This is a genomic window from Tahibacter sp. (assembly GCF_032229445.1).
GTDB lineage: Bacteria > Pseudomonadota > Gammaproteobacteria > Xanthomonadales > Rhodanobacteraceae > Tahibacter.
Window position 1 is genome coordinate 1 of the sequence record NZ_JAVTWC010000113.1, and the last position, 19145, is coordinate 19145.

Genomic DNA, 19145 nt, shown 5'->3' on the forward strand with positions numbered 1-19145 from the left:
GATGGACGCGCGGATCAGAGATTCGAGCATGGTCGCGTCCTCAGTGGTCGTGGCTCGCGCCGGATTTTTCGACGTCGGCCTTGATGAGGAAGCTCTGCTCGGTCACGTAGCGCGTGCCCGCAGCGATACCTTCGAGCACTTCGACCGCGTCGGGGTCGCGCGCACCCAGTTCGAGCATGCGCACCTCGTAGGTGTCGCCAACCTGCGCGAAGACAACCGTGAAATCGCGGAAACGCTGAAGTCCCGCGACCTTCACGGCCAGCGGCACCTCGCGTGTCGCGACGACGACATCTGCACTGACCGCCAGGCCCGGCCGCCAGCGGTTGTCCGCATTCGGCAGGCGCACGCGCGCAATCACGCTCTGGCTCCCGGCGGCGGCAATCGGCAGCACGCGGTCGAGCGTCGCCTCGGCAGAAAGCTCGCCGAAGGCCGCGCGTAGGGCCACGGGTTGTCCCGGTTGTAGCCGGGCGGCACTGCCGCCGAATGCATGCAGGTCGATCCAGACCTGGCTCAGATCCGTGATCTCGAACAGCGCGGCGTCGCCAGCGACGTCACCCACATTCGTGCTACGCGCCGTCACGACGCCGGCGATCGGCGCCGTAAGGGCGTAACTCTTGAGGCTCTCGTTGCTTTCGACGGTCGCCAGCGTCTGGCCCGCCGTCACTGTGTCGCCGAGGCCAACTCGCACCTCGCGCACAAGTCCCGCGAAACGCGCCTTGACGCGCGCCCGGCGGTTCTCGTCGACCGCCACCACGCCGAGAAGGCGGACTTCATGGCGGATCGTGGCAGGCCCGGCAACATCGGTCTTGACGCCCGACGCATCCGCGACTGCCGCCGGGATCGTTGTGCGGCCCTCGTAGGAATCGTAGGTCCATTGATGCGACCTGCCGACGTGCGTCGCCGCGACCTTGACGTCGAACGAGTGTGGCTCATGGACCGTGCCGCTCCCGGTCAGATGGTCGGCTTCGGGCGAAAACGTAAAGCGGTCAACCTGGCCGCCCAAGCGCATCAGCTCCACCGTCGCCTGCACTTCGGCGGGTGGCAGCGGTTTGTCGCCCCGGTACGCGTAAAGCCGGAACTGCGGCGGCACGCCGCTCTCGAAGATAGTGACCTCGATGGCGAAATCGCCGTCACGCAGCATTCGGCCACGGTGAGGACCGCGCTCGAAGGCCTCCTGTGCGGGCGCCTCGGATTCGGCCAGGGTCGCTGCAATCGGCAGCAGTGTCAGAGCAAGAAACATCATCTGGGCGAGACGCGCCGCGGCTGAACGGAACATCTTGATCATCGGGCAGTCTCCGCGGCAGCCGCGCCCAGACTGCGCCCGGCCAGTCGTTCGAGTTCGACGAAGAACAGGTGGTAGTCGCGTGCGGCATCGATCGCCTCGCGCCGGACGGTCAGCAACTGCTGCTGCGCATCCACCAGTTCCAGATAGGAATAGCGACCGAGCGCATAGCCCGCCTCGGCGTGCTGTAGCGTGCGTTCGGCTTCCGGTATGACGCGCGTGCGTAGCGCATCGGCTTGAGTGCGCGCGTGCAAGAGCTCTTGATAGAGCGCATAGAGCGTGCGGTATAGATCGGCCCGTACCGCGTCGACTTCAGCGTCGATCGCGTCTCGCCGGAATTCCGCCTCATGCTCGAACGGCGCGGCACGCGCCGCGCTGCCAAACGGCACGGACAGGCTCAGCACGAAGCCCTGATCGTTGCCGGCTTCCAGTCGCCGTATGCCAGCATTGAATGTCACGTCAGCCATGCGATTCGAGCGCGCGAGCGCCAGGCGTGCGTCCTCGACGCGACGCGCCGAGGCGAATCGGGCCAGGTTCGGATTGCGCTCGAGCGCGGTGACCAGGCTGTCCAGCGATTCCGGCTCGGGCAAGGCGAAGAAGGCGGCCTCGGCACGCTCGAATCCCGGCTCGCGCGCGTTCCAGGTCGCCGCCAGAGCGACCCTCGCGCTCTTGAGTTCATGCTCGGCATGTTCATGCGCGATCTCGGCCCGGGCCAGGGCGATGCGCGCCTTGCCGGATTCGGCGTCCCCGGCCTTTGCCGCTCGGACGCGCTGCTCGACCAGTTGCGTACCTCGCGTCGCCAGTGCTGACGCCTGCTGCGTCAGTGCGAACACTTCCTGATCGGCCACGACGTGGATGTAGCGGCGCGCCACTTCGGCAAGAAGATCCAGTCGGGCGACGTCCTGGTCGATGGCGAGCAATGTCGTCTCTGCGTCGACCTGGCCGATGCGCCGGTCGCGCTTACCGCCGCGCTCGATGATCGTGCCAAGGCGTAGCGTGGTTTCAAGGGCGTCGACGCCTCGAAGGCGGCCAGACCCGAGGAAGTTTTCGGCATCGAGTGTGCCGTGCCACGCGGGCTTGAGTCCGGCTTGGTCGCGCCGCGCATCCTGTACGCGCAGGGTGAAGGCCGCCGCCTTGAGCGCCGGGTTGTCTTGAAGTGCACGTGCGATGGCGTCTGACAAAGTCAGCGGTTGCGCCGCTGCGGCCGTCAGGACGACAGGCGCAGACAGGGGTATGCCGGCTGCCGCAACAGCAAGCGTGGGCCACGCCAGGACGGCGAGCCCGATCCAGGAATAACGGAGCACGAGGAAATCCTCTGATCAACAGACGTCGACCGTGCGCACGTCGCGCACGGGAGTGGGGCCGCGTCCGACGCGGCCGATGCGTCCGCAAATCAGGCTATCGGAGGTCGGAACGGCGTGTCAGGCCGGCTGTCGCCCAGAGTGCGCTCGGGCCAGGGCACGGCCGGTTGCGGCGCGTGCGGCGCATCGGCCAGGATCCACAGCGTCGGAGGCAGGCCAGGACAGGTGCCGCCCACGTGATTGTGACCCAGCGTCAGCAGATCCTTGAGCGGATCGCCGCTGTGGTGATGCCCGTGTTCGTCGTCCGGCATCGCCTCGCCGGAGACACTGTCGTCGGTAGGATGACTCGTGATCGCTTGCGCGTGCGTCGTTCCCACATGCCGATGCCCGTGGTCATGGGCCTGGGCGGTCGTTCCAAGCAGCAGAAAACCCAGCAGCGACCAGAACGCGAGCAGCCGTGCCATTGCACGGCGCTGGGGACGAGTCATTGCCGGCTGCATACGGGAAACGAGCATAGTCACTGATGGTAGAGGGGTTGCAGTGGCCGCGCAATTCATCGCGAATCTGCCGCAGAACCTTAAGGGCCCGGCTATTTCGAATGAACCCACGCCCCCGAACTCAGGCACCTGAGCCGGACCACAGGATGCCAGGAAACGCGCAAACCCCGGAGCACATCACACAAGGCCACCCTACTCATAAGCCAGCGCCCGCGCCGTCGGCAAGCGCACGGCACGGCGCGCCGGCCAAGTGCACGCAAGCGTCGATACGACCACGAGCATCGCGCCCCAGGCGAGCGCACCGGTCGCGTTCGGCAAGGTCTGCATCGGCACCGGGAACATCACGCGGCCGAATGCGCTCGCGAGCAGGTGACCTATCGGTATCGACAGGATCAGCGACACGATCCATGCGAGGCCGGCGACGATGAGTCCTTCCACCTGCACCAGCGTCACGATCGCGCGGTCCGACGCGCCGATGGCGCGCATGACTCCGATCTCGCGGGTGCGTTCGAGCACGCCGAGGCTCATCGTCGAGGCGAGCCCTATGCCGCCGATCGCGATCATCGCCCATCCCATCACGCCGAGGAACTGCACGACCATGAGCAGATGATCCTCGAACACGCGGCGTGTCTCGCTCATCAGTTCACTGCCGCCGACCGCGATGCCGGCACCGTCGAACGCCGAGCGCACGCGCAGTATCGTTTCGAGCCGGGCCGCAGGCTCGCGCGCCGCGGTCGTCACGAGCACGGTCGATGCGCGCTCGTCGCCGCGAGCGGTGTTCAATGCGGCGACTGGCGCATAGGCCAGCGGCTGCGGACCGACGTCGGCGATTCCGACGACGCGCCAGCGCGTCGGCTTATCGTTGACCGGCATGTCGTCGAGGCGCAGTTCGACATCCGCACCGAGCCGCAGCGACGGTTCATCCTTGAGCAGCGAACGGCTGACGACCAGCACATTCCCGTCGCCAGCCGCGATGCCGCGTCCGTGCAGGATGGCCGGCGCGAGCAGCGGCGAGGAGGGTGGCAGGCCGACCAGCGCGAACCTGTCGCCGTCGAGACCGTCGCCGCGCCTCACGGCAGCGGTGTCGCGTACGAGCGCCTGCACGCCAGTCACGCCGGAAACCGCCGACGCGATCGTCTCAACACGCGCAGCATCCGCACTGTCGGCCAGGCGCAAGGCCACGTCGTAGCGATTGCCGGCGAACAGCTGCGCGACCGAGGCGCGTACGCCGCTGCGCAGGCTGTCCGCGCCGAGGAAGACTGCGCCGCCGGCCGCGAGCGCGAGCACCGTCAGCAGCATGCGCTGACGCTTGCGGAACGCATTGCCGATCGACAGCTGCAGCGGCCGGCCTATCCATGGAAATGTCATGCGGCGTCGAAGATGGCCGCCCTCCGCGGCGATACCGGCGTCACGCAGCGCCTCGGCGGCGCGTAGGCGGCACGCGCGCACGACCGGCAATGCCGCCGCCAAGACCGGCAGCAGGCAGCCGACGGCGAACTGGACCGCGAGCGGCCATACGGGAATCGCCGCGTCGCCGACCGGGAAATTCAACATGTCGAGTTTCATTGCCGCATACGGCCGCGCAATCGCGATCGATGCCGGCAATGCGAGCAGCGACGCGACGACGCCGATGGCGAGCGCGAAGCCGAGGTAGAGCGCGCCGATCTGCCGCGCCGAACCGCCGAGCGCCTTCATGACGCCGATCTCGCGCGTCTGCGCCGCGAGCATCGCCGAGACGAGGTTCACGACGAGCAGCGCGCAGACCAGCAGCGTCATCAGCGCGAACGCGCCCTGCGTCAGCGACAACGAATCCATCTGCGCCGCGTGCGCATGCTCGCCCGGTTCCGGCACGGCGATGTTCGTCACGCGGCCGCCGGCCTGCTCGATCTGCGCTCGCGCCTGATCGGCGATGCGGCGCACAGCGTCGCGACTGAGCGCCGTGTCGCGTACGACGAACTGGATCTCGTTGAACGTCGCCGGTGCGCCGAGCTGCGCGAGTGTCGTCGGCGTGACGAACGCGTAGACGACGTGATCCATCCAGCCGGGTGGCAGGCTCACGTCACGCGTGATGCCGGTGAGCGGTAGCGCGACCGGCGCCTTGTCACCGACACTCACGCGCACGGTCTGGCCGAACTGGGCGCCGGCAAATTCGAGCGAGGACGGTTCCAGCACGATCTCACCGTCACGCGGCGGCCAAGTGCCCCGCTCCGAACGCAACTGGCCGATATCGTGCGCATGCCAGTCCGACAGCGCGAACAACTGCGCGCGCGTACGGCGGCCACCCGCATCGACGCTGGCAAAGGCGACACGGCGCGCACGTGCCGCCGCGATGGCAGGCAGGTCACGGATGCGCGCGAGCAGCGCATCGTCGATGCGATCGACGCGCAAGGTCGCCGATACCGGGCGGCTCGCGATGAAGGTCTGCGCGGTCACCTGCCGCACGAATGCCCACGAGGCGAGCAGCGCGCCGGCGCCAGTGAGGCCCATGACGATTGCCAGGATGACGAGCGCGGTGCGTGCCTTGTGCAGCGAGGCGTCGCGTCGCATCTTGCTCCAGCGCGGGCTACGCATCAGCGCGCGCCTCGGGCACGATGCGGCCGTCCGCGAGTGAAATGGCCCTGGACGCATGCGCCATGGCACGCGGCTCGTGGGTGACCATGACGATGGTCAGACCCTCGTCCACGAGGTCTGACAACCCCTCGAGCAGCGCTTCGGCCGTGCGCGAGTCCAGATTGCCGGTCGGTTCGTCGGCGAGCAGGATCGGCGGATCGTTTGCCAGCGCGCGCGCCACCGCGACGCGCTGCTGCTGGCCGCCCGACAGCGACGCCGGCAACTTGTCCGCCTGGTCGGCGATGCGCAGGCGTTCGAGCAGGGCCAGCGCACGCTGCCGGCGCTCGCGCGGAGAACCGATGCCGGCAAAATCCATCGGCAGCATGACGTTTTCGAGCGCGGTCAATGTCGGCAGCAATTGGAAGAATTGGAAAACGATGCCGATGCTGCGTCCGCGCCAGACGGTCAGTTCACGTTCGCTCGCCGCGCCGAGGTCTCGACCATCGATGACGATCCGGCCGGCGCTCGCGCGGTCGATGCCGCCCAGCAGGTTCAGCAGCGTCGATTTACCGCTGCCGGACGCCCCGACGACGGCGACGAACTCGCCGCAGCGGATCTCCAGATCGATACCGGCGAGCGCATGGAATAGACCGGAGAGGCCGGGACCGGTGGGCCCGGGATAGGTCTTGACGACCTGATCGAGCACGATCAATGGCGCTGGCGCGGAGTCCGTATTCATTGGCATGGGTTGCAGGCCGTGCGGCAGTGGATGGCTGCAGCGTAAGCCCCTCCTGCGTGCGCGGCGCGCCGTTCGCAGGCGCCGTTCGACCATTCGACGAAACGCCGGCTGACGCGGCTCCGGACGCTGCGCCGTAGCTGGCAAGCTGCGGCCTTCCTTGCCACAGGGCACTGCCATGCGTCGTCGACTCTTCGCCGCTCTCCTACTCCTGCTGCCGCTCGGCGCGCTCGCGCAGGCGCCCGGGCCAGACCCGGCCGCAAACGGATTCGATTTCCTGCTCGGCGCATGGCGCCTCGACGTCCATGTAAAAGTATCGGGCCTCGCGGCGCTGATCCACGGCGCGCCGAAGCTCTCTGGAACGCTGACAGTCCGGCGTAAGCCGGACGGCATGGAGGACGAACTCGTCGTTGTCGATGCCTCGGGCAATCCGCGCAGCACCAGCCGATCGCGGCGTGTCTACGACGCGACGGGCGCACGTTGGAACATCACCAGTACCGACGCCTATGATGCGCGCCAGGGCTCGGCGCAAGGCCGGCAGGAGGCAGGCGAGATGCACGTGGACGGCAGCTATACCCGAGGCAGCGACACGACGCTGACGCGATCGCGCTATTTCGCGATCAAGGCCGAATCGTTCCGCTTCACGCAGGATCGTTCCTACGACAACGGCGCGACCTGGGACGAAGGCGTGTTCGCCTACGACGCGACGCGAACCGCGGCCGTCGCGCCTTGAGCGAGATGCCGCGCGGCTGGGTCTGGGTGCAGATCGCGCTTGCGTGGCTGCCGATGTGGGCAGTGTTCACGGCCATCATCATCAGCGCGCACGACCTGCCCCTCGTCGCGGCGATGATCGGCTCGGCCCGCATGATCGTGCCCGGCGCGCTGCTGGGCTTCGGCGTCTACGCATTCACGCGCCGCACACCGTGGCCGCATCCGTTCCGCCTGCGCTTCGTCGGCGTGCACATGCTCGCCGCCGCGGTCTATGCGTGCCTCTGGCTCAGTCTGGTCATCGCGGTCGACTACATCGTGTCGCGGCACGTCGTGCTGCGCGAAGGACCCGGCATCGTCGCGTTCCTGATGACCGGCGTGTGGCTGTATCTGGTCGTGGCCGGTGTCGCCTATGCGAACAGCGCGGCGCAGCGCACCGCGCTGGCCGAAGCACACGCCGCGCGCGTGCAGCTCGCACAGCTTCGCGCGCAACTGCACCCGCATTTCCTGTTCAATACGCTGCACACGATCGTGCAGCTGATTCCGACGGCGCCGCGTGCGGCGTCGCAGGCAGCGGAACAACTCGCCGGCGTACTGCGCACCGTGATCGAGGAAGACCGCGACCTCGTGCCGCTCGTCGAAGAACTCGCGTTCGTCGAACGCTATCTTGCGATCGAGCGGGTCCGCTTCGGCGAACGCCTGCGCGTCGAAACGCTCGTGGACGAGGCCGCATTGCCGGCGCTGGTCCCGTCGTTCGCGCTGCAGACGCTGATCGAGAACGCCGTACGGCACGGCGCCGCGCCGAAGCTCGGCACTACGACCATCACGATTCGCGCGACCGTCAACGGCGATCTGCTGACCGTCGCCGTGGGCGACGACGGCGTGGGAGCGAGCCGCGACGAGATTGCGCGCACCGGCAGCACGGGCCTGCGACGCCTGCGTGAGCGGTTGCAGTGGACGTTCGGCGAACGCGCGCGGGTCGGCGTCGACAGCACGCCCGATGCCGGATTCGCCGTGACGCTGACCCTGCCGCTGCTGTCGGACGGGCAGGCACCGGAACGGTCGGCGCCGCCATGAACGGCATCGTCCCTGTCACGGCGTTCATCGCCGACGACGAAGCCATCGCGCGAGCGGGACTGTTGCGCATGCTCGCCGAAGTCGACTGGATACGGGTCGTCGGCGAAGCGGCGAACGGCGTCGATGCCGTCGCCGGGATCGACGCGCTGAAACCCGAACTTGTGCTGCTCGACATCCAGATGCCGGGAGTGATCGGCACGGACGTGCTGCGGCAGGTGCGCCACCGGCCGCACGTCATATTCACGACGGCGTACGCGCAGCATGCGGTCGCGGCATTCGAACTCGGTGCCCTGGACTATCTGCTGAAGCCGTTCGGCGAAGCGCGCCTGGGCGCGGCGCTCGATCGCGTGCGTGCCGCGTTGGGCGAGCCGCGCACCTCACTGGATCGCCTCTGCGAAGCGCTGAGCCGCTCACCGATGACGCGGCTGTTCGTGCGCACGGGCCGCGCGATCGCGCCGCTGGCAATCAGCGAGATCGGCCGCTTCGAAGCCGTCGGCGACTACACCGCCGCTCACGCCGGCGGCGAGCCGCATCTGCTGCAACTGTCGCTTAACCAGCTCGAGGAACGGCTGGACCCGCAGCGCTTCATGCGATTGCATCGCGCGCACCTGGTGAATCTCGATCATGTCGTCGCGTTTCGCCGCGACGCAACGGGCCAGGTGCGGGCGGAACTGCGGGACAGGACGGTCGTGCCGGTGAGCCGCGCGAAAGCGCGCGAGCTCAGGGGGCTGGTGAAGTGACGCGGCGGCAGCAAGACCGCCCGGTCGGAGCAGGCCGTCTTGCACGCTGCAGTCCTTAACCGGCTGTCTTGCCTCGCCTCCCCCGCTGCGCCATCCGGAACAATCCCGGCAGCACAAGCAAGGTCAGCAGCGTCGACGAGACGATGCCGCCGATGACCACGGTCGCGAGTGGCCGCTGCACTTCGGCGCCGGTGCCGGTGTTGAGCGCCATCGGCACGAAGCCGAGGCTCGCGACGAGCGCGGTCATGAGGACCGGGCGCAGGCGCGTGAGCGCGCCGTCGATGATGGCGTCATCGAGATCGCGTCCGTCGCGCAGCAGACCGCGGATGAAGCTCACGAGGACCAGGCCATTGAGCACGGCCACGCCCGACAGGGCGATGAAACCGACCCCGGCGGAGATCGACAGCGGGATATCGCGCAGCCACAGCGCGAGCACGCCGCCGGTCAGCGCGAGCGGCACGCCGCTGAAGATCACCAGCGCATCGCGCAGCGAGCCGAACGCGAGCACGAGCAGGACGAGGATCAGCGCCAGCGTCACCGGCACCACGATGGTCAGGCGCTGGCTCGCCGACTGCAGTTGCTCGAACGTGCCGCCGTAGCCGAGCCAAACGCCGGTCGGCAGTTTCACGCGGCTGCGGATCTGCTGCTGCGCATCGGCGACGAAACCGCCGAGGTCGCGACCACGTACGTTGGCAGTAACCACCAGACGGCGCTTGCCGTTCTCGCGACTGACCTGGTTCGGACCCGGCGCGATCACGAGGCTCGCCACTTCCGACAGCGGTAGGTAGCCGCCAGTAGGCAGCGGAATCGGCAGGCGTTCGATCACGCGCAGATCGGCGCGGCTGGCCTCGGGCAAACGTAGCTGTATCGCGTAGCGCGCGTCACCGTCGAAGACCTGGCCGACCTCGCGGCCGCCGATCGCGGCCGACACGACGGACTGTACGTCGGCCAGCGCGATGCCAGCACGCGCGAGCGCCTCGCGCCGCGGCTCCACCGAGAGCACCGGCAGGCCGGCGACCTGCTCGACACGTACGTCAGCGCTACCGTCAATACCGTTCAGCGTGGCGGCAATCGCGTTGCCGATGACCAGTAGCTGGCCGAGATCGTCGCCGTAGACCTTGACCGCGAAGTCGGAGCGCACGCCCGCAACGAGTTCGTTGAAGCGCAGCTGGATCGGCTGGCTCATCTCGTAGGCGCTGCCAGGCAGTTGTTCCAGCGCGTCCTGGATCTCGCGCGACAGCGCGTCTTTCGACTTGCCCGGATCCGGCCACTGCTCGCGCGGCTTGAGCATGACGTAGCCGTCGGCGATGTTTTGCGGCATCGGATCCGTCGCCACTTCGGCAGTACCGATGCGCGCGAAGCTCGTCTGCACTTCCGGAAACTGCAGCAGCCGCCGTTCCATCTGTTTCTGGAATTCGACGGACTGGGTCAGGCCCGTGGCCGGAATGCGCAGGGCCTGTATGGAGAGGTCACCTTCGTCGAGCGCGGGCACGAACTCCGTGCCCAGGCGCGTCGCCAGCAGGCCACAGAGCACGACCAGCACCGCGGCCGCGGCAACGACGATCACCCGCGCGCGCAACGCCACGCGCAGCGCCGGCGCGTAGACGCGGCGCACGGCGCTGAGCACGACGTTGTCGTGCGCCTTGAGCGGCCTGCGGAACAGTAGCGCGACGCCGGCGGGAATCAGGGTCAGCGACAGGAACAGCGCCGCGACCAGGGCCATGACCACGGTCTGCGCCATCGGGTGGAACATCTTCCCTTCCACGCCCTGCAACGCAAAGATCGGCAAATAGACGGCGGTAATGATGCCGATGCCGAACAGGCTGGGCCGGATGACTTCGGCCGTCGCCTCGTAGACCAGCTGCAGGCGCTGCGGCAGCGCCAAGGGCGCATCCTCGCGGCCGGCCTCGGACAGTCGCCTCATGCAGTTTTCCACAATGATCACGGCACCATCGACGATGAGGCCGAAGTCGAGCGCGCCGAGGCTCATGAGGTTGGCGGACACGCCGGTCTCGACCATGCCCGAGATCGTCATGAGCATCGCGATCGGGATGACCAGAGCCGTCAGCAGCGCCGCGCGCAGGTTGCCCAGCAGCGCGAACAGCACGACGACGACGAGCAGCGCGCCTTCGAGCAGGTTTTTCCGCACCGTCGCCATCGCCTTGTCCACGAGCGTGGTGCGGTCATAGACCGGCACGGCGCGCACGCCGGGCGGCAGGCCGTCGTTGACGACGGCCAGTTGCCGCGCCACCGCGGCGGCGACGTCGCGGCTGTTGGCGCCGATCAGCATGATCGCCGTGCCGAGCACGGTTTCCTCGCCGTCGCGCGTGGCCGCGCCGGTACGCAATTCCTTGCCGATGCCGACGTCGGCGACACTGGCCACGGTGATCGGCACGCCGTCGCGTGTCGCGACGACGATGCGCGCGAGATCGTCGACCGTGCGTACCTGCCCCGGCACGCGGACCAGCAACTGTTCCTTGTTGCGCTCGATGTAGCCGGCCCCCTGGTTCGCGTTGTTGCGTTCGATCGCCAGAGCGACGTGGTCGAACGTCAGGCCATAGGCGAGCAGCCGCGCCGGATCGGGCATGACGTGGTATTGCCGCGCCCAGCCGCCGATGCTGTTGATCTCGGTGACGCCGCGCACCTGCAGCAGCTGCGGCCGGATCACCCAGTCCTGCAGGCTGCGCAGCGCGATCGGATCCCAGGGCGTGCCGTCGGGCTGCCGCGCCGACGCATCGGCTTCCACGCTGTAGAGAAAGATCTCGCCGAGGCCGGTCGCGATCGGCCCGAGCGCGGGCTCGATGCCGTCCGGCAAGCGGCTGCGCACCTGCTGCAAGCGCTCGTTGACGAGGTTGCGCGCGAAATGCACATCGGTACCGTCATCGAACACGACCGTGACCTGCGACAGGCCGTAGCGCGACAGCGAACGGCGATAGCTCAGGTGCGGCAGGCCCGTGATCGCGGTCTCGATCGGCACGGTGATGCGCTGCTCGACTTCGAGCGGCGTATAGCCGTCGGCCTGGGTATTGATCTGCACCTGGACATTGGTGATGTCCGGCACCGCGTCGATGGTCAGGTGCTGCCAGTGATACAGACCTAGCCCCATCAGGCCGAGCATCAGCAGCATGACCAGGCCGCGACGTGCGATCGCCGCGCGCAGGATGGATTCGATCATGCGCGCAGCTCCCACGTGGCATCGCTGCGCGGTGCGCGTTCAGTGGCCATGTTCGGCACCTCCCTTGCCCTGCTCGGCCTTGAGTACGAAGCTGCCCTCGCCGACGACGCGCGCGCCGGCGGCGATGCCGGCAAGGATCTCGACGTGACGACCATCGTTGCGGCCGGCCTTGACGGGTCGCGGCACCAGCCCCTGCGCTTCATCGACGAAGACCGACAGGCCGCCCTCGTCGAGTTCCTGCAGCGCCACCGCCGGCACCGCCAATGCGACATCCGTTCGGCCGAGCGCGACCTCCGCGCGCACGTACAGGCCCGGCACCCACTGGCCCTGCGCGTTGTCCAGCAGTACGCGCGCGGCTATCGTCTGCGACGCGCCGCTGCCCAGCGGCGACACGAAGACGATCTTGCCGTCGCCTGACAGGCCACCTTCGGTCGCCTCGATGCGCACGTCCTGGCCGAGCTGTACACGGGCGCGGTCGCGCGGGAACAGCGACAGCTCGACCCACACCGTGCCGAGATCGGCGACGGTGAACAGCGGCGCCGTCTCGGCCTGCTCGCCGGGATTCGTGAATCGCTCGGTCACGACACCGGCGAGCGGACTCGCCGTCGTATACACCTGCAGGCTTTCGTTGCTCTCGATGCGGGCCAGCGCCTGGCCCTGGCGCACGCGGTCGCCGACCTTGACCGACACTTCGCGCACCACGCCGGGAAAGCGCGCGGTCACGCTGCGCAGGCGTTCGGCGTTGGGTCTGATGACGCCGTACAGCGGCAGGCTCTCGACCAGCAGTGCCGGCCCGGCCGTGACGATCTGCAGACCTGCGGCCTGGCGTGCCTGCGGCGTGAGCCGCAGCGCTTCGGCGTGGCTGTCGTCATCGCCGTGGCCGTGGCTGTCGCCGCCCGTATCAGAAGCGGCATCGGTGTGCTCGCCGTGATTCTCGCCGGCCGCTGCCGCCGCAGCGGCGGCGGCTGCTGCTGCCGATGCAGTCTGCTGGTCTTCCGCCGGCGGCGAACCGTTGCAGCCCGCGACGGTAGCGCCGAGCAGCACGGCGATCGCAATGATGGACAGTGAATTCAACGACTGGGATTTCATGGACGGCTCCCGGCTTCGCTGGCGCGGACCTGCTCGGCGCGTACGTCGCTGACGGCCGTGCCGGTCAGGCGTTCGATCTCGATCAGCGTGAGGTGGTATTGCGTCGCGGCCGCGATACGGTCGCGCTTGACCGCGAGCAGTTCGCGCTGCGCATCGATGAGTTCGAGATAGCCGTAGCGACCGCGCTCGTATGCGTATTCGGTATTCGCCAGCGCCGACTCCGAATTCGGCAGCGCGCGTGCGGTGAGGGCCTCGACCTCGCGGCGCCGATCGAGCAGTTCCTGGTAGTGGCCAAACAACGCGGTGCGCGCCTTGACCAGCGCAGCGGCACGGTCAGCGTCGACAACCTCGCGGCGCGCCTGCGCTTCGGCGATCGCGCCCTGGTTGCGGTTGAACACGGGCAGCGGCACGCCCACCGAGAACAGCAGCGCGGTGTCGCCCGATGCCTGCAGCCGGCGCAACCCGACGCCGACCTCCACGCCGGGACGGCGGTTGGCCAGCGCCAGCGTGATCTCCGCGTCGCGCAGGCGCGATTCGCTCAGATAGCGCGTGAAATCCGGTGATTTTTCGAGTTCGCTCACCAGTTGCGGATAGTCGGCCAGCGGCGTCAACGCATACAGGTCCGCGGCGACCGCGTCGAAGTCGGGCTCGGTCACGCCCCAGGAGGCGGCCAGTTCGTAGCGCGCCGTATTGAGTTCGTGTTCCGCATGGGCGTCGTCGTTGCGCGCGCGCTCCAGCGCGACCCGCGCGCGGTGCTGCTCGGCCAGCGGCGATTTCGCCGCATTGACGCGGCGGTCCACTGCGGTCGCGGTCTTCTCGGCCAGTTCCACCGCGAGGTGAGTAAGCTGGTGCAGCTGCTGCTGGCTGACGACGGCGACGAAGCGGCGCGCGGTGTCGGCCACCGCATCGAGTCGGCGCACGTGGCCTTCGACCTCGAGCCTCTCGCGCTCGCCGCGGGCGACCGAGACGCGCACATCGCGCAGGCCGCCAAGTTCGACGAGCTGGCTCAGCGACAGGCTCAGCTCGGCTGAGCGCGTGCGGCGGACCTCGCCCGTGCCGAACACATTCTCCAGCGTGCCGGTCAGCGTCGGATTCGGCTTCAGTCCTGCCTGCACGATACGACCGTCCTGTGCGGTCAGCACGTAGTGATACGCGGACAGATCGGGGTTGGACCGCAGCGTGCGCTGCAGCGCATCGCGCAGGGTCAATTCCGACGGCCAGGCTGCGAGCGGCATGACCAGTACCCCGAGCGCCGCGGCCAGCAGCAGGCGGCGAGATTGCGAACGCGTCAACATGAATACTCCAGTAACTGTATACATCGCTGCACCGTGACAGGTACATGCGCGACAAAGGGCGCGCCCCGCGAATGCGGATCACGCGCGCCGGCTGGCGTTCCGCCGTGACCGCGATGCGCGCCAGACCGGCGCGCGCGCAACCGACCAGGCGCGACGCCGAGGCGAAGGAATGCAGCAAGGAAGCGGCGAGAGCGACGCGGTCGATGCGGCCGGCCACGCGATCCGCGGATTGGCGGATCGCGCCAGGCCGTACGTCAGCGCACGCAACAACGCATCGGAATTACTGAGCGTCTCGCCGTCATTGGTGGGATGGCACGGACGCGCAGTCCGGCACGAGGAAACTCAGGCGATCGGCGGACGCAGGGCGTCGTCCTGCGGCGCGCCGCGCAAGGCACACGGCGCGGCGGAAAACCGTTGTGCGCCTGACTCCGGCACCGCGACGACAGCCAGGGCCGGCAGCAGTGTCATCACGTGCGCACAGGCGCAATGGCAACCACCGGCGCCGCCGTGCCAGCATGGTCCGGTCCCGGCGTCCGCCGCGGCAACGGCTACATCGCTATCGGCATCGAGGTCCGCACCGGCCAGGTCTGCACCGGCGAGTCCGGCGCTGACGGCCGCAGGCTGCGGCGCCGCGAACGCCTCCGCGGCACACAGCGCCGCGACACCCGACTTCATCACCACGAGCCCCACGCACAGCAGCGCAACGACGCGAAGATAGCGGCGCAGGCGATGGATCAATGGGGAGGGAGACGCGGGCATGGCGCGCAATCTACTGGGATGGATCAGCGTTAGACAATTACACACGGTGACTGCATGGCGCCAAAGTAGTTGGCGATCGTGGTGTGCCTGACGGGTCACGGTGACGCAACGACCGATCTGGGTCATCGTTCACGCCAGTGCCAAAACCGCGGAGCGGACAGCGGATTGCACGGAGTCCTGTGCATGCTGCCGCTCGAAACCGTGCCGACGGATATAGCTCCGACGGCTACGACGGAGTCTTCACTCTGCGCGAACGCGCACCCCGCAGGCTCGGCGCACAGCCTGCGCAGCCTTGAAACTTCGCCACGCCGTCGGCAGTCTAGGCGCCGTTCCCCGCGATCCGGATCCCCGTGCTGCGTACCGCCGTGACCTTGCTGCTTGCGCTGATGCTTTGCCTGAACGGGTTTCTTGCGCCCGTGGCGATGGCCGCGCATGCCGACATGACAGACGTGGACATGACGATCGCAGCACCCTGTCATGGCATGGATGAGGCCGTCGACCACTCTGCTGCCGGCGATACCGACGGCACCGGGTCCGACACCGATCATCCGTCCTGCTGCAAACCGGGCCATTGCCTCTGCGCCTGCGTGTTTTCCCTGCATCTGCCCGGCAGCGCCTTCACCGGCCCGGCATCGGGCCGCGATGCCGCCGTTGCCATTCTTCCTGCCACCGCGCTTCGTGCGGCGCGCCTGCCGGTCGCGTTGAGACCTCCGATCGCCTGATCGTCGCTGCGCGATCGTCCGATCGCGGCGTACGGCGCGCGTCCGCGCGCTGGCCCCGTCTGCCGTCGCGTCGCGCCCTGTGCGCGGCGCGCCGGCCTTTCCCGAGTCCGACCAAGAAAACCTTTTTCCTGCGACGGCCGCTGGCCGTCGTGCTGGCGCTGGCGCTGCTGCCCGGCTGCGTCAGCGTCTCGCGGCGCGACGGCGCCGCGAACGTCGAGCGACTGCTCGCGCCGCGCCTGCCCGGCGCGTTCCAATGGCGCATCGACGAGACCGGTCGCGCCGCGATCGACGCGCGCGCGGCCGAGATCACCGCCGCGCCGCTGACACCGGCCAGCGCCTTCCAGCTCGCCCAGTTGCGCAATCCCGCGATCGCCATGCACTACGCCGAGCTCGGGATCGCCCAGGCCGACGTCGTGCAGGCCAGCCGCATCGGCAATCCCGGCTTCTCGGCCTCGACACTGAACACCAGCCCGGCACACCAGCTCACGCTGGGCCTCAGCGTGGCGCTGACCGATCTGCTGCTGTTGCCCGCGCGTCGCCGCTTCGCCGAGGACGAGTACGAACGCGCCCAGTACACGCTGGCCCACGCGCTCATGAATCTCGCCGCGGACACCGCCGACGACTGGTACGCGGCCGCTGGTGCCGACCAGGTTGCGGCGATGCGCGAAGCCGTGGCGGTTGCCGCGGCGGCGTCAGCCGAACTGGCGCAGCGCTTCCACGCCGCAGGCAATATCAGCGCACTGGAACTGAAGCTCGAGCAGGCGGGCGCGAGCCAGGCGCGCATCGCCGCAACGACCGCGCGCGCGGCGGCGCAGCGCGCGCGGCTGGCCTTGAATACGCGTATGGGCCTGTCGGGCGGCGAGGCGACGCGGTGGCGCTTCGACCTGCCGCTCGCCGCACCCGTCGCCGCCGAGGACGACCTCGCCACGCTGCAGACGCTTGCGCACGAGCAGCGCCTGGACTTGGCCGCGGCACGACGCGAAGTCGCCCTGCTCGACGATGCGCTAGCGCTGGCCCGGCGCTGGCGCCTGCTCGGCCGGGTCGAGGTCGGCGTCGAACGGGAGAAGGAAGCCGACGGCAGCCGTGTCAGCGGCCCCACGCTCGCGCTGGCCCTGCCGCTGTTCGACCAGGGCCAGGCCGCGATCGCGCGCGCCGAGGCACAGCGGGAACGCAGCCGCGCGGTGCTGGCCGGGCTGGAGTTGTCCGTCGACGCCGACGTGCGCCTCGGCGTCGAGCGCGTCGCCGCGCTGCGCGCGATCACGCAGGACTATCGCGAGGCGCTGATCCCGCAGCGCGAGGCGGTGGTCGCGCGCCAGACCGAGCGGCTCAACTTCATGCTGATCGGCGCGTTCGAACTGCTGCTGGCCCGGCAGCAGGAATACGACGCCTACCAGGGCTACCTCGAAAGCGTGCGCGACTACTGGCAAGCGCGCGTTGCGCTGGCACGCGCGATCGGTACACGCCTGCCCAGCGATGCGCAGGCCACCGGCCGCGCACTCGGCATCGAGGCCGTGCTCGCGCCTGCCGCGCAGCAAGGCCACGGCATGCACGGGCAACACGGCGCAGCCCAGCCACCCGAACCGCCCGCAGCTCACGGCAGCGCGAACGGCGAAGCAAGCCCGGATGATCACGCCGGGCACGGCCCGCACCGCGCCGCGACTCCGGCCGATGCGCACGCCGGTCACGGCCGCGCGCACACGAACACTGGCAAAGGCGAACCGCCGCCAGCCACGCAGCAGACCTTGAACGCTGAGCCGCCGCCGAGCCGCGGCGACGATACACACGACCACGACGAACACGAGGAACAGCCATGACGACGCGACGCGAACTGCTGCAATGGATGGGCGTCGGTGGCGCTGGTCTGCTCGCCGCTACGCAGACTGCACGCGCGCAGGGGACGCCTGACGCCGTTCACGCCGAGACGAACGCTCCGCGCCCGATGCAAGGCTATCGCCCCGTGCGGACGCTCAACGGCTGGACCCTGCCACATCGCATGAACGGCGGCGTCAAGGAATTCCACCTGGTCGCCGAGGAAATCGAACACGAGTTTGCACCGGGTTGCCGCGCAACCTGCTGGGGTTACAACGGCACCACACCGGGCCCCACCATCGAAGCCGTCGAAGGCGACCGCGTGCGGCTGTACGTGACCAACCGCCTGCGCGAGCCGACCACGGTGCACTGGCACGGCATCGACCTGCCCAACGGCATGGACGGCATCGCCGGATTGAACCAGCCGCGCATCCAGCCCGGCGAAACCTATGTCTACGAATACACCCTGAAACAGCACGGCACGCACATGTACCACCCGCATGCCGACGAGATGACCCAGATGGCGTTCGGCATGATGGGACTCTTCATCATCCATCCGCGCGCGGGCGAGGAGGTGGCCGTCGATCGCGACTACGCCTTCCTGCTGCACAACTACGCGCTGCATCCGGGCACGTACCGGCCCGATCCGTCGATCATGCAGGACTTCGACCTGTGGACCTTCAACTCGAAGGTCTATCCGGCGATCGATCCGATCGTCATGCGCACCGGCGAACGCCTGCGCCTGCGCATCGGCAATCTGTCCATGTGGAATCATCCGATCCACATGCACAGCAACCCGTTCTGGGTCACCGGTTCGGATGCCGGGCGCTGGCCGCGCAGTCAGTGGCGGCGCGAGGTGACCGAGATCATTGGCGTGGGCCAGATGCGCGATCTCGAATTCGTCGCGACCGAGCCCGGCGACTGGGCGCTGCATTGCCACATGGCGCATCACACCATGGGGCCGATGGGACACGGAGTGCCGAACCCGACCGGCGTCGACCAGGGCGGCGTCGAGGAAAAGATCCGCGCACTGCTGCCGGGCTACATGGCGATGGGACGCGACGGCATGTCCGAGCACGCCGGCCACGTCGCCATGGGCATGAAGGGTCCGGAAAACACCTTGCCGATGATGGCCGGCGAAGGCCAGTTCGGCCCGATCGAGATGGGTGGCATGTTCACCGTCGTCAAAGTGCGCAACGATCAGCCGCCGGGCGACTACCGCGACCCGGGCTGGTATCGCTATCCGAAAGGCAGCGTCGCGCAACGCGTCAGCAGCGATCCGCAGTTCGGCAAGCCGCACCGGCGCACGCCCTACGGCGCAGCGAAGCCACGGCCCTCGGACGACGCGGTTCCCGCGCCGGCGATGGATCATGCGCAACACGGCAAGCACCACGGAGGCTGATCG

15 protein-coding genes are annotated in these 19145 nt (G+C 68.6%); 6 read left to right on the forward strand and 9 right to left on the reverse strand.

Translation table 11 applies throughout. The annotated features are described in order from the left end of the window. Positions 1–40 precede the first annotated feature (40 nt). From RUU78_RS20780 to RUU78_RS20800, 5 genes are all read right to left on the reverse strand, one after another. Complete coding sequence (locus RUU78_RS20780; protein WP_313919613.1) at positions 41–1240, reverse strand: efflux RND transporter periplasmic adaptor subunit; 1200 nt, start codon at positions 1238–1240, stop codon at positions 41–43. Positions 1241–1281: 41 nt separating this feature from the next. Beyond that, positions 1282–2586, reverse strand: a complete 1305-nt coding sequence (locus RUU78_RS20785; RefSeq protein ID WP_313919589.1) for a TolC family protein — start codon at positions 2584–2586, stop codon at positions 1282–1284. Positions 2587–2675: 89 nt separating this feature from the next. After that, positions 2676–3071, reverse strand: a complete 396-nt coding sequence (locus RUU78_RS20790) for a hypothetical protein (protein ID WP_313919590.1) — start codon at positions 3069–3071, stop codon at positions 2676–2678. A gap of 201 nt (positions 3072–3272) precedes the next feature. After that, a complete protein-coding gene (locus RUU78_RS20795; protein ID WP_313919591.1) occupies positions 3273–5651 on the reverse strand; it encodes an FtsX-like permease family protein in 2379 nt (792 codons plus the stop codon). Beyond that, positions 5644–6369: an ABC transporter ATP-binding protein gene (locus tag RUU78_RS20800; RefSeq protein ID WP_313919592.1), complete on the reverse strand. Its 726-nt coding sequence runs from the start codon at positions 6367–6369 to the stop codon at positions 5644–5646. The genes RUU78_RS20795 and RUU78_RS20800 overlap by 8 nt, the downstream gene beginning before the upstream one ends. A 175-nt stretch (positions 6370–6544) precedes the next feature. On the opposite strand from RUU78_RS20800, the gene RUU78_RS20805 reads away from it, so the two are divergent. From RUU78_RS20805 to RUU78_RS20815, 3 genes are read left to right on the forward strand one after another with little or no spacing between them, the layout of a single operon-like run. Further along, positions 6545–7099 (forward strand): hypothetical protein, encoded by a 555-nt coding sequence (locus tag RUU78_RS20805; protein WP_313919593.1) that lies wholly within the window; start codon positions 6545–6547, stop codon positions 7097–7099. 5 nt (positions 7100–7104) lie between these two features. After that, complete coding sequence (locus RUU78_RS20810; protein ID WP_313919614.1) at positions 7105–8151, forward strand: histidine kinase; 1047 nt, start codon at positions 7105–7107, stop codon at positions 8149–8151. Continuing rightward, entirely contained in the window at positions 8148–8891 is a 744-nt protein-coding gene (locus RUU78_RS20815; protein WP_313919594.1) for a LytTR family DNA-binding domain-containing protein, read from the forward strand. Before RUU78_RS20810 ends, RUU78_RS20815 begins: the two co-directional genes overlap by 4 nt. Positions 8892–8946: 55 nt before the next feature. On the opposite strand, the gene RUU78_RS20820 is transcribed toward RUU78_RS20815, so the two are convergent. The 4 genes from RUU78_RS20820 to RUU78_RS20835 all read right to left on the reverse strand — a co-directional run bounded on the left by RUU78_RS20820 (position 8947) and on the right by RUU78_RS20835 (position 15209). Continuing rightward, a complete protein-coding gene (locus RUU78_RS20820; RefSeq protein ID WP_313919595.1) occupies positions 8947–12066 on the reverse strand; it encodes a CusA/CzcA family heavy metal efflux RND transporter in 3120 nt (1039 codons plus the stop codon). 39 nt (positions 12067–12105) lie between these two features. Continuing rightward, the gene (locus tag RUU78_RS20825) at positions 12106–13155 is read right to left on the reverse strand and encodes an efflux RND transporter periplasmic adaptor subunit (protein WP_313919596.1); all 1050 of its coding nucleotides are present in this window, start codon (positions 13153–13155) and stop codon (positions 12106–12108) included. After that, the gene (locus RUU78_RS20830; RefSeq protein ID WP_313919597.1) at positions 13152–14450 is read right to left on the reverse strand and encodes a TolC family protein; all 1299 of its coding nucleotides are present in this window, start codon (positions 14448–14450) and stop codon (positions 13152–13154) included. The genes RUU78_RS20825 and RUU78_RS20830 overlap by 4 nt, the downstream gene beginning before the upstream one ends. A gap of 342 nt (positions 14451–14792) precedes the next feature. After that, a complete protein-coding gene (locus RUU78_RS20835) occupies positions 14793–15209 on the reverse strand; it encodes a hypothetical protein (protein ID WP_313919598.1) in 417 nt (138 codons plus the stop codon). Positions 15210–15580: 371 nt separating this feature from the next. Here RUU78_RS20835 and RUU78_RS20840 point away from each other — a divergent pair, with 371 nt between their 5' ends. The 3 genes from RUU78_RS20840 to RUU78_RS20850 all read left to right on the forward strand — a co-directional run bounded on the left by RUU78_RS20840 (position 15581) and on the right by RUU78_RS20850 (position 19142). Then, entirely contained in the window at positions 15581–15931 is a 351-nt protein-coding gene (locus RUU78_RS20840; protein WP_313919599.1) for a CopL family metal-binding regulatory protein, read from the forward strand. A gap of 149 nt (positions 15932–16080) precedes the next feature. After that, on the forward strand, positions 16081–17745 hold the full coding sequence (locus RUU78_RS20845) for a TolC family protein (RefSeq protein ID WP_313919600.1): 1665 nt from the start codon (positions 16081–16083) through the stop codon (positions 17743–17745). Continuing rightward, positions 17742–19142, forward strand: coding sequence for a copper oxidase (locus RUU78_RS20850; RefSeq protein WP_313919601.1), 1401 nt, complete (start codon positions 17742–17744; stop codon positions 19140–19142). Before RUU78_RS20845 ends, RUU78_RS20850 begins: the two co-directional genes overlap by 4 nt. Positions 19143–19145: the final 3 nt, after the last annotated feature.